General features: G+C 34.4%; 9 protein-coding genes and 1 tRNA gene. 6 read left to right on the top strand and 4 right to left on the bottom strand.

Annotated elements, in window-relative coordinates:
- Positions 1–16: 16 nt before the first annotated feature.
- The 3 genes from BLV35_RS18175 to BLV35_RS18165 all read left to right on the top strand — a co-directional run bounded on the left by BLV35_RS18175 (position 17) and on the right by BLV35_RS18165 (position 3,673).
- Positions 17–1,396, top strand: a complete 1,380-nt coding sequence (locus BLV35_RS18175) for an ice-binding family protein (protein WP_091093570.1) — start codon at positions 17–19, stop codon at positions 1,394–1,396.
- 97 nt (positions 1,397–1,493) lie between these two features.
- Positions 1,494–3,395 carry a hypothetical protein gene (locus BLV35_RS18170; RefSeq protein WP_091093567.1) on the top strand — a complete coding sequence of 634 codons (1,902 nt, stop codon included), beginning with the start codon at positions 1,494–1,496 and terminating at the stop codon, positions 3,393–3,395.
- 192 nt (positions 3,396–3,587) lie between these two features.
- Positions 3,588–3,673, top strand: a tRNA-Leu gene (locus BLV35_RS18165).
- Between the two features lie 67 nt (positions 3,674–3,740).
- Here the strand turns inward: BLV35_RS18165 and BLV35_RS18160 are convergent.
- Entirely contained in the window at positions 3,741–4,733 is a 993-nt protein-coding gene (locus tag BLV35_RS18160) for an ISAon1 family transposase (protein ID WP_245712104.1), read from the bottom strand.
- Positions 4,734–5,136: 403 nt separating this feature from the next.
- On the opposite strand from BLV35_RS18160, the gene BLV35_RS18155 reads away from it, so the two are divergent.
- The 3 genes from BLV35_RS18155 to BLV35_RS18145 all read left to right on the top strand — a co-directional run bounded on the left by BLV35_RS18155 (position 5,137) and on the right by BLV35_RS18145 (position 9,060).
- The gene (locus BLV35_RS18155) at positions 5,137–5,430 is read left to right on the top strand and encodes a helix-turn-helix domain-containing protein (protein ID WP_091093564.1); all 294 of its coding nucleotides are present in this window, start codon (positions 5,137–5,139) and stop codon (positions 5,428–5,430) included.
- 99 nt (positions 5,431–5,529) lie between these two features.
- Complete coding sequence (locus BLV35_RS18150) at positions 5,530–6,957, top strand: DUF3945 domain-containing protein (protein ID WP_091093561.1); 1,428 nt, start codon at positions 5,530–5,532, stop codon at positions 6,955–6,957.
- A 21-nt stretch (positions 6,958–6,978) separates the two neighbouring features.
- Positions 6,979–9,060 (top strand): type IA DNA topoisomerase, encoded by a 2,082-nt coding sequence (locus tag BLV35_RS18145; protein ID WP_091093557.1) that lies wholly within the window; start codon positions 6,979–6,981, stop codon positions 9,058–9,060.
- 498 nt (positions 9,061–9,558) lie between these two features.
- Here BLV35_RS18145 and BLV35_RS18140 read toward each other — a convergent pair whose 3' ends face one another.
- From BLV35_RS18140 to BLV35_RS18130, 3 genes are read right to left on the bottom strand one after another with little or no spacing between them, the layout of a single operon-like run.
- A complete protein-coding gene (locus tag BLV35_RS18140) occupies positions 9,559–9,861 on the bottom strand; it encodes a hypothetical protein (RefSeq protein ID WP_091093556.1) in 303 nt (100 codons plus the stop codon).
- 6 nt (positions 9,862–9,867) lie between these two features.
- Entirely contained in the window at positions 9,868–10,632 is a 765-nt protein-coding gene (locus tag BLV35_RS18135) for a hypothetical protein (RefSeq protein WP_091093555.1), read from the bottom strand.
- Positions 10,626–11,615: a hypothetical protein gene (locus BLV35_RS18130; RefSeq protein ID WP_091093552.1), complete on the bottom strand. Its 990-nt coding sequence runs from the start codon at positions 11,613–11,615 to the stop codon at positions 10,626–10,628. The genes BLV35_RS18135 and BLV35_RS18130 overlap by 7 nt, the downstream gene beginning before the upstream one ends.
- Between the last annotated feature and the right edge of the window lie 87 nt (positions 11,616–11,702).

The following is an 11,702-nucleotide window of genomic DNA, read 5'->3' as shown; positions in this document are numbered from 1 at the left end:
CCTTAAATAAAACCATATGAAAAATAAAATATCCCTCATCAATCACTACGGTAACGGAAATGCTGTATTAAAAATGAATTATAAAAAAGGATTAGCATCATTGCTTGTAATGCTAACCTTGAGCTTCAGCGGCACTTCACTTTATGCTCAATCAATGGGTATTAGTAACACTTTGATCACCCCTGATCCCTCATCCATTCTTGAATTAAGAACAACAAGCAAAGGAATGCTCATCCCACGGATGACAACAACTGATAGAGATGCCATCAGTACACCCGCTAATGGGCTGATGATTTACAACACAGTAAGCAAGCAGTTCAATTTCTATAACGGAAGTTTCTGGGTTGCTTTGCTATCTGGTAGTGCAAGCTCCCTTTCTGTAGACTCTGGTTCAACTCTGTCCACCTCTTCTACTACCGATGTTGTACTTGAAGGTATGAGCAAAACAGTACAAGAAGCTGGTACCTATTTAGCCCTTTTTAATGGTCAGGTTATTATACCCGCAGCTTCTAATTCAGTTGGTTTTAGTACTGCAACCGCAAAATCAGATTTGAACTTTATTTATACTGACATAACAAATATACCAGTAACCAACACCGCACATGCTCTTACTTTTGGCAGTGGAGAAATTCTTTTTCCCGGAGTTTACACTATAACGGGCGCAATGTCCATAGCAGGTACGCTTACTTTAGATGGACAAGGCGACGCCAATGCCTTATTTATTATTAGAGGAAGTGCAGCATTTAATACGGGGGCTGATGTCACTGTTAAATTGATAAACGGCGCATCGGCTGAAAATATTTATTGGGTAGCTAATGATGCAATAGGCTTAGGAGCTAATACTATTATTCAGGGAACTTTATTTTCTAATAGTGCTGCCATTGCAGTAGGTGCTGGTTGTAAAGTAACTGGAAGGTTACTAACTAAGGGCGGTGCTCTCGCTTTTGGACCTGGCGAACTTTCACTGCCTCTAAATGATTCCTCCATCGATTTTAGAACAGTAGATACCTTTATTATGTTTACGGGTGGTGGTGGAGTTGCTAATACTGGCGCTTCCACTTATACGAGCGATATAGGGACTAATTTAGGAGCTATCACAGGATTTGAATCAGCCACTGTTGATGGGACAATATATCAAGCAGGGTCAACTACTACCGTTACAGCGGTTAATCATATGGCAACTTTTAGTCTTTATAAAAATGGCGTTTTAATTCTAAATTCCAGTAGAACAAGAACCCACTTAAAAAATCCATCAGATGTTTCTTTGCAGGGCTTCGCCGCAGCGGCAGCAGGAGATACTATTGATGTGAGATGGAAAATTGACGAACAGCCTTCTGATTTGAAGGACATAAGTGTTAACAATCGAATCTTAACTTTAGTTAAGGTGGGAAACTAACAAAACAATACTAGTTGCGCATGCAACAGGAAAAGCAGCTCGCACGAACGGTACTTTTAATTGTACAGCGATTTAAATACGAATTTATAAACCCAGCATGAAAAATTTCACTCAACATAGAATCTTTGGGATACAATGGCAGGCCATTGTACTGGGTATTGTATTTTTATTACTGAAACAGGAAATACAGGCACAATATATTTCTAATAACGGCGCTTCTGTTTCTATTTCAAGTGGTACCGTAGTCAGCATAGACACTATCAATAATGATAATGCCACAACTTTGGCTAATGAAGGAATTGTTACTATGAATACCTTTAATAATGCAGGAACTACCCAAGGAGATGGCACCTACAATATCGCAGGTGATTTTACAAATACAGGGACGTTTTTTAGCAGTGGAGGTACTGTAAATATGAATGGTACATTGGCACAGAACATGACGCTAGCAGTTTCTACTTTTAACAATCTAATAATCGACAATCCAGTAGGGGTTAGTCTATATTCTACTCAAACAATTACAAAGAATCTTACTATTAATTCAGGTAAAATATTTAAAATTGAAGCAGATAAAATCCTAACGGTTAATGGACTAATCGCAAATTCTGGAGGAAATGCAGGTTTAGTTTTAAAATCAACCGTTGCTGGTACTGCCTCGTTAATTCACAATACAGATAATGTGTCCGCAACAGTGCAACGCTACATTAGTGGTGGTGCCGAAGATTGGCACTTTCTTTCCGCTCCGGTTTCAAATCAAGCTATCGCCGGTAGTTCATGGGTTCCATCGGGTACTTATGGTAATGGTACAGGATATGATTTGTATATCTGGAATGAACCAACGCCTTGTTGGACTTATCAATTAAACGCAACAGTAGCGCCAACCTGGCCTTCAATCCATCCTTCTGCAAATTTTGTAAAAGGGCGCGGTTATTTGTATTCAACCCAAGCAGCTAATCCAACAAAGGAATTTATTGGACTATTAAACAACGGGGCTGTTAATTATCCAGTGACCAATGTAGGTCCTGATAGAGGTACTATAGAGGAAGATGTGAGAGGATTTAACTTAATAGGGAATCCTTATCCATCAGCTATTGATTGGAAAGCTACAGGGTGGATACGTGCAAACTTGCTTTTGACAAGCGGTGGTTACGACATGTGGATATGGAATCCTGCAGCAAATAATTACGGAGTCTACAATACTGCAGTAGCGGTAGGGACAAACGGAATTACTGAAAATATCGCACCAATGCAAGGTTTTTATGTAAGGGCGGCTGCCAATGGTAGTGTGGGTATGACAAATAATATCCGCGTAAATACGGCTGCAAGTAATTGGTTTAAAACAACAAACAATAAGACAGATATTATTAAAGTTCGAGTGGAATCTGATTCAAGTTTGGGATATGATGAAGTCTTACTTCAATTTGGCGCTACTGCAAATGAGGCTGGGTCCGCAAAACTTTTTAGTAGAATGAATACGGCACCATCGCTTTATTTAACTCATGAAAAAAAGGAATTGACAATGTTAAATTTGACTAATAGAGTTGAAAATGAGTCAGTACCTCTTCTATTTAAAGCGGGAGCTAATGGAAACTATACGATTAGTATTGATTTGGAAAGTAAAAATGCGGATGTCGTACTATTAGAAGATAAAAAAACAAATACAATATCAGATTTAAAAGTGACTCCAAAATACCAGTTCAAGGGATCAACTACTGATACTAAAGATAGATTTGTACTTCACTTTACGCCCATAAAAAAGGAGGTTACATCCTTGCCAGCGGCTATTTACTATGATGGGAATGAAATTAATGTTGATTTAACTTTGGTGGAAGAACTAACAGACATTAAAATATATGATATGCTAGGGAAGTTACTTCTGGATAAAGAAGTAGAAGGTAAAATGATTCATCGTTTCGATATAAATCCAAAAAACGAGTTTTATATTGTAGTAGCTAACAGCAAAGGGAAATCGATTAGTCGTAAAGTTTTAGTGTATTGAAAATAGTAATAAGAAACCGAAGCGGTAGGAGTAAAGAGTACTAAGCTTATTATATTATTTGATTTTTTTAAATAGTGCTTTGCGAAAGTGAATTATTGTAGTACCATCATCGAGGTGGTAGCCCAATGGATCGAAAGTCCATTTATCTATGATGCTTTTAAGAAGAATCGGGATGGGAAGGAACCGCATCATGCTCGGATGGTGAAATTGGTAGACACGCTGGACTTAAAATCCAGTGAACAGCAATGTTCGTGCGGGTTCAAGTCCCGCTCTGAGTACAAAATAACTTCATTAGGTGTATGCTTAATGGAGTTTTTTTATAAAATAGATTTGTTAAAGCCCTATTCATGTAGTTGAATAGGGCTTTTTAGGGATCAAGTCTAAAACTTGTGGAGTAGCAAAATTTAAACATATATTAGTAAGTCTAAAAAGGAAAAACTCGATATTTCTTACGCCTCTAAATTGGGATCTAAACGCTTTAATTTTTGCATTGAAAGATTCCGCGGACATGTTAGTACTTCTGTTGTCAAAGTAGTTTAATATTGTTTGATAAGGATTTTGTATCGTTCGAGATATTGTATTGAATGATTTAAAGCCAGATTGATTTACTTTTTCATGCCATTTTGCTAATCTGCTTATGCCGTAGATTTTATCAGTAGTCTTTTCAAATACATTTCTTAATTCTTGAGCAAGCCCATATGCTTTTTCAATATCAGGATATAATTCAAACAGAAATTTAGCTCTTTCGTTTTGGTTTTCAGTCCATTTAGATTTGTTTTTATACAAAATATGGCGACTTCTGGCTAGTAATTGCTTAATTGTGTCACCGTTATGTAATGTTGTAGGTGTGTATTTTATTTTTGTTTCCTTAGCTTGTTCAATGGAATTGTTTTCTGAATCAATAGCTTGCCATCGATGTTTAATCCTAATTTCTTGTAAAGCTTCTAAAGCGAGTTTTTGTACATGGAAGCGATCTGTCACTTGAATAGCGTTGGGAAAACAATTCTTAGCAATGAGTCCCATATTTGCGGCCATATCTAAAGTTATTTCTGTAACTAAATTACGTCGCTTAAGAGCTGTTTTTTTAAGAACAACAATGACATCACTTGTTTTAGTTCCAGCAATTATAGCTAATATGCTGCCTTTCTTCCCTTTACAAGCTTTATTAGTTAAAATGGTGTAAAGTTCTCCATTTGAGAGCGAAGTTTCGTCTATTGATAAAAGGTTACCTATATTTTCAGGAAATAGAAGCCATTGTTTAGCATGAGATTTCTGGTCCCAAGTTTTAAAACCGCTTAAGAAATCTTTGTATTGATTTGTTCTAACCCTATAAAACAATAATATTCCTTAAATTTCAATCATTGTTTTAAACCTTTTAAAGAGTTGATTATTAATTACTTTAGGTTTTATTTTTTTTTAGCAATCATGTGCACTACTGTTTTCAATATTTTTTTTTAGTCTTAAAATAAACCTTTCACAACTTGTGAAGTACTTGTGAAGTTCATCCATTTTTTTTATATAAAATTTACTCCATCAAAAAAATAATTCTTTTTCTAATTTAGAATTTAATAAATAATTAATATTTATCGATATAAATTTAAAATTTTATTAGCCAATTAGAATCCAAATTTAAATGTGCGTAAACTAACAATAATCCTGTTGTGAAGAAGTATATTTCATATATAGATTCTTCAAAAAGATATTGAAATTTAAAAGTTTTAACCTATTAAAACATACCCTTATGAATATAGATAGAATGGAATTTATAGCATGGATGGAACGGATCATGGATCGTTTTGATATTTTAAGCGAACATATTACTGATATCCAAAAAAAGCGAAATAACATTGACGGAGAAGAATTACTGGACAATCAGGACCTCCTTCAAATGTTGAAAATTAGTAACCGCTCACTTCAGCGTTATCGTTCAACTGGTAAACTACCGTATTATACGATTAGTGGAAAAATTTATTATAAACTATCCGATGTTCATCAATTTATTCGAGACAGTTTTAATGCGCCGAGACAAAATTAAAAGCCAACGAACGACAACATAGACCAACCAAAGACAGTCTGTAAATAATGCGGGTTTAACTATTTATTTTCGATTAAGTAAATTTTAAACCGCATCGACATGAGAGAAGAAACTATAAGTAATCCAAAATTAAAGGAGCAATTTTCGGATGTTTTGTTGGTATCTGATACCAATAAAAAGGAAATAAGGGAAGTTAATGGAATTGGAAAAGATAAAGAATTACAAACAGTAGTCCCGGATAAAAAAAATGAAAGTCAGTTCCTGCGTGTAGACAAACAAGGTGATTTGTTTTCTAATTTTTTCTCCAACTTTTACCGGCAATTAAAAGATCCAACACATTTTATCTTTTTTAGAGTTCCAGAAAACCAAGCAATACAAATAGTGAAAAGAATGCAGAAAGAAGTTGACAAACCGACCAAAATGGGAGGGAAGCAATTTGAATATCACCAGATAAAAGTAGATTATAAACCTGAAAATAAAAACAAGATGGAAAACACACAATCAATGCCCGTAGTTGGCGAGTATCGCTACAAATTAGAACAAATCGATTGGAAAGCAATGTCTAATTTGGGATTATCTAAAGAAAGACTTGAAAAAATGAATGTCCTTGAGCCTTTGCTAAAAGGCTACAAAACAAATGAACTAGTTCCTATAAGTCTTGATTTAGGAACCTCTATAACACGCATGGACGCTAGGCTTTCTTTGCAAGCTAAAGAGGACGGACAAGTAGTTCTTGCTATTCATGGTATCCGAAAAGAACCTCAGCTAAACTACAAATTCTTCGGACATGAATTTTCAAAAGAAGATAAAGAAAACTTGCTCAAAAGTGGTAACATGGGTAGGGTGGTTGATTTGATTAATCCCAAATCGGGTGAAACAATACCTTCGATTATTAGCATTGACCGTTTAACCAAAGAAGTTATTGCACTACGCACGGAACAGATTAAAATTCCAGAAGAGATTAAAGGGATAAAACTAAATGAGCAACAAAAACAGACTTTGGCAGATGGTAAATCCTTGCACATAGAAGGTATGATCTCAAAAAAAGGAGAGCTGTTTAATGCATCTGTTCAATTCAATGCGGATAAACGTTACGTTGAATTCCTTTTTGATAGACTAGATACTAATAAACAGTCACAAAGTCAACAAAAGGAAGCTCCACAGGTATTCCGAGGAAAAGAACTTGACGAACTGCAACACCAAAAACTTAAAGACGGACAAACAATTTATGTAAGTGGTTTGGTTGATAAGAAGGGTAAAGAGTACCAAGGGTATATTACATTCGATAAAGAAACAGCCAAAACTGGTTTTTCTTTTGATAATCCTAATAAATTACAAGAGAAAGCACAACCTAAAGAGCAAAGTAAAACACAGGTTGCGGTTAACTCAGAAGGTAAAACCAACGAGGCTACTAAGAAAATTAAAGAGCCTTTAAAAAGCGAACAGAATAATCCTGAAAGTGCCAAACAGCAAGAACAACAGGATAAGTCAAAAGCAGCAGCTAAATCGAAAGGTCGAAAAATGTAACTATTCTAAAGACTTAATCGAATGAAAGTAGTAATTGCAGAAAAACCAAGTGTTGCTCGAGAGATCGCTATCTTGTTAGGAGCTAAAGAGAAGAAGGAAGGTTACTTGATGGGAAATGGATATCAGGTAACCTGGGCGTTTGGACATTTAGTGACTTTGGCAATGCCAGAAGATTATGGTGTTACTGGATTTCAAAGAGAGGCTTTACCTGTATTACCTAATCCATTCTTGCTAACAGTGCGCAAGATCAAGAAAGATAAAAGTTATGTTCGTGATCTAGGGGCATTAAAACAACTGAATGTTATTGATCAACTATTTAAAAACTGCGAAAGTATCATCGTGGCTACAGATGCAGGACGAGAGGGTGAACTTATATTTCGTTATATTTATGAATATCTCAATTGCAGTAAGCCTTTTGAACGTTTATGGATTAGTTCACTAACTGAAAAAGCCATTCTAAATGGGTTTAATAACTTGAAACCAGGAAAGGATTTCGATGGTCTGCATCAAGCAGCACTAGGTAGAAGCCGTGCAGATTGGTTAGTAGGAATTAATGCCTCACAAGCATTAACTATTGCAAACGGAAGCTGTATTTATTCTCTGGGAAGGGTTCAGACACCAACACTAGCAATCATTTGCAAACGATTTTTAGAAAACAAGTCATTTGTTAGTAAGCAATATTGGCAAATTGAATTAGAACATCGCAAAGAGTTTATTGATTTCAAAAGTCTTTCCACAATAAAATGGGAAGGTAGTAAACAAGCTGAAGAGGCATTGAAATCGTTACAGAGACGCGGGATAGCCACGGTAATTGGCATAGAAATAAAAACAGTCAATGAACAGCCACCATTACTATTCGATCTTACAGCATTACAGAAAGAGGCTAACATAAATCTAAATCTATCCGCTGAGGAAACTCTCAATATCGCTCAAAGCCTATACGAGAATAAATTCATTAGTTACCCTCGTACCGGGAGTAAGTATATTCCAGAAGATATGTGGGTAGAAGTATCTAAGCTTATATGGATATTAGAAGAGATGGAGAAATTTAAAGGAGTAGTTGCTAAAATGAAAATAGGACGTTTAAATAAACGAATTGTTAACGATTTAAAAGTAACTGATCACCATGGTTTATTGATTACAGGTAAGGTTCCATCAGCTTTGTCTGCAAAGGAAAAAGCTATTTATGAAATGATCGCATACCGTTTACTTGAAGCCGTTTCTCCTATTTGTATTAAAGAGATAACTGATGTTGTCTTCCAAGTTATACACTATGATTTTGAACTAAAAGGGATTAAAATTATTGATGCAGGTTGGAGAGCTATTAAAGGAAGTTTTTCAGATGAAGAAAAAGATCCTATTCAAGACTTACCAGAACTAAAAATCGATGATGAAGTCAAGATTAAGGCATCAAGAGTATTGGAAAAGAAAACTAAACCACCTGCTCTTTATACGGAAGCAAGTTTACTTTCCGCAATGGAAAATGCAGGAAATCAAATAGTAAATGAACAAGAACGTAAAGTATTGCAAGGTATAGGGATTGGTACGCCTGCCACTAGAGCAGCCATAATTGAAACACTTTTTAAAAGAGATTATATAAAACGTGATAAGAAATTATTAGTACCTTCAGAAAAAGGATTAAAAGTTTACGAAATGGTAAAAGAAATGAAGATCGCTAATGCTGCTATGACCTCCGAGTGGGAACTAGCCTTGCAAAAAATAGAAAACAACGAAGAGAATATAGCAAATTTTCAAAGAGAAATAGAAGTTTATACAACAACTATAACACACGAGATACTTGCTTTATCTATTGCCGTCGAAAATCAACCTGAATTTATTTGTCCAAGGTGTAAAGTTCAGAAAATAGCGATTCGGGATAAGTTGGTTAAATGTAAGGATGAAAATTGCAATTGGGTTCAATTTCGAAATATATGTGGCGTACAGCTAAGCCTTGTGGATCTGGAAGCATTAATTACTAAAGGCAAAACAAGCCTCTTAAAAGGGATGATTAGTAAATCTGGAAAGAAATTTGACGCCTTTATCGTTATGAATGAAAATGGAGAAACGTCATTTGTGTTTCCACAAAAGAAAAAAAGGAGATAAAGTCATTGATTAATTTCTGTTTATTTTTAGCAAAATGTAACTATGAGTGAATGCTATAATTCACTAAAAAATGGGAGATAAATTACGTGAGTACCAACTCACATTGTAAAAAGGAAGGCTATAAACTGGATAGGGCTGGAATGCAGTGGAGCGTAGGAACGGAGCATAACGAAATGAAGCTTTATCCTGGTTATTAAAGCCTGACCGAACGCAAGGAATGAACGAGTGAAGCTGAGGAACGGAACAGCGTAAAAAAACAGCTTCTTATTTTTAAGAGGCTGTTTTTTTATTGGCTGTGAAGTGCCTTCGCAAGGTAGGGATGCCGAAAAAAATATTTTTCGTTTACAGCTTACTGTTGATGGCATACCGACTGGAGTAGCCGAACGGCGCAAAGGGAATGACTGGAGTGAGACTTATTGATTACCTAGATTGTCTCTTAGAACGTTTCTGCTATTGAGTTAAATTGGTAATCGTGTTTATCATAGTTTCTAAATTCTATTATTTCTTGCGTTGAAGATAAAGTGTCAGAACTGCAATGTATGTTGTCAACGATATATTGAGCCAAAATCGCCAATTTACAATATCTATGATACTGACAATTAGTAGAATAGTAGCGATAACACATAATGCAATGCTGCTTTTTTGTCGTTTTTTAGTTTTTTTGAACGGAGTAAATTGTTTATTTTTAAAACCAGTTTTGTAAATTTTCACTCCGCTATTAATCGCATGATTTACATCATTGTCTATTATAGCCCAACCAATTGAATTTGTTCCTAAATCAAGTCCTAAATACTTTCCCATTTATTTTTAAATATTAAAAGCCCTAATCAATTGCTCAAATAATTCCTTTACATTCACATTTCCTGCACCCATTTCTTTAAAAATTTGTTTGTCTGGTAAATCATTTTTTATAACTTCAGCAAAATTTGTTATATCGGTTTTTACACTTTGTGGAATTATAAAATTATCTTCGGGAGTTAGCAGTAATGACAATCTGAAAACATCCATTTTGTGTTTACGGAGTTGTCTTTCATCGATTTTTTCTCCGCTTTCTTTTCTAGTTTTATAGTCTAGGAATGCCTTGGCTTTTAATCCTATTAAAGCCTCTGTATTGGCTAGATGTATTCCGTTATCTAATTGGCTGTGTAGTATGGTGAAGTTATAATAATCATCATCCATCAATATGGCTGATAAACTTGAAATTTCAGTGTCAACAGGAATAGGTATTAAATATGTTTCTTCATTTAAATCTAATAAATCAGGTATTCTAGAGAATAATTCAATTTGAAATGGAAATTCTTCTACTTGTGGTTTCTGGAAGCGGTAATATTTTCTGTCTTCTTCACTTTTCTCCTTAACATCATAATTTCCTTGCTTTATAAACTCCCAAAAATGAGTTACAAATTCGGGGCTTAATGCTTCGATTACTAAAATTATATCAATGTCTTTTGTTGCTCTTGGTGTAAGTCCAACGCTATCAATGATAATGTCGCAAGCGGTTCCACCAATAATAATGTAGTTATCTGTGAATTCTTTGAAATGCTGTCTGAAAATTTCTAAACCTCTTACCATATGTATTTTTCTATTATTTGGTCTAATGCCATATCTGTTCGTTCATCAATAAATCCGTCTTTTAAACTTAAATATAATGACAATGGATCTACATTATTTTTCTTTGTTATTCCTTTTGTGAGTAGTTCCGGATTGTATTTCCAAACTTCTAATGCATAGTTGCCATTTTCACTATTTAGGTTTACTAAAAGATTGTTTTTTCTCAATTCGTAAAATTGTTTTTTCTCAATAGCAAAGTATTCTATTGAACTTGGATTCATATCCGTATATTCTTCCAGTGCGGTTGTGTTTGACTTAAACAACCCTTCTAGTTTTTCATCTACATAAACCGTTTTCATTACGGGATTAATACACAATCCTTCACTGTCTTTCCACAGTTTTTCACTGTCTTTTTCGAATATGATATTCTTTTCTTTTGTCCCTTCTACTTTCACTATGGCTAATCTTTTCAAGTTTTCTATTGCTTTGGTAATTCCCATTTGTGTGTATTGGAATTTCTCAGCTAGTTCTTTGAATGTATATTGGCTTAAATTATCCTCTTTGTGTAAAATTTGATATAACAAGATTGATTGAGCTGAGGGTAGTAGTAAGACCGATTTTTGAAATGCTTTATCTTTCTCAAAATCTTGAAGGTCTATTAACAATTCGGACATAAACATTTGTTTCCCAGGGATAATAAAATTTATTCTATTTTCTATTAACCGTTTGCGATTTATTGCGGTTATAGTGTCAGTTACTATAATTATTCTTTTCTCCAATTTTTTTTGAATCTCAACTACTTGTTTTCGTAACTGATTTGCATTGAAAGTATCTTCTTTATTCAACTCCAATAAAATTAATTGATGGGTTCTAAAGGTGGTGCTATAGAACTTAAAATTGCTTTTGAATACAAAAGGTAGTTTATTCAATTGTTCCTTTTTTAACTCTTTTATTTCGAGTTGTACGCCGAGTATTTGTTGAAAATATTTTTTTAATTCCTCCATAATAAACTAATAAAAGTTATAATAAACTTGATAGGTTTATTATGCAAATATAGGTTTATTAAGGTAAATGTTCATTAATTAATGAAT

The organism is Flavobacterium gillisiae (assembly GCF_900107635.1).
Lineage (GTDB): Bacteria > Bacteroidota > Bacteroidia > Flavobacteriales > Flavobacteriaceae > Flavobacterium > Flavobacterium gillisiae.
The sequence above is the reverse complement of the archived record's forward strand: the minus strand, read 5'-3'. Positions and strand labels throughout refer to the sequence as shown.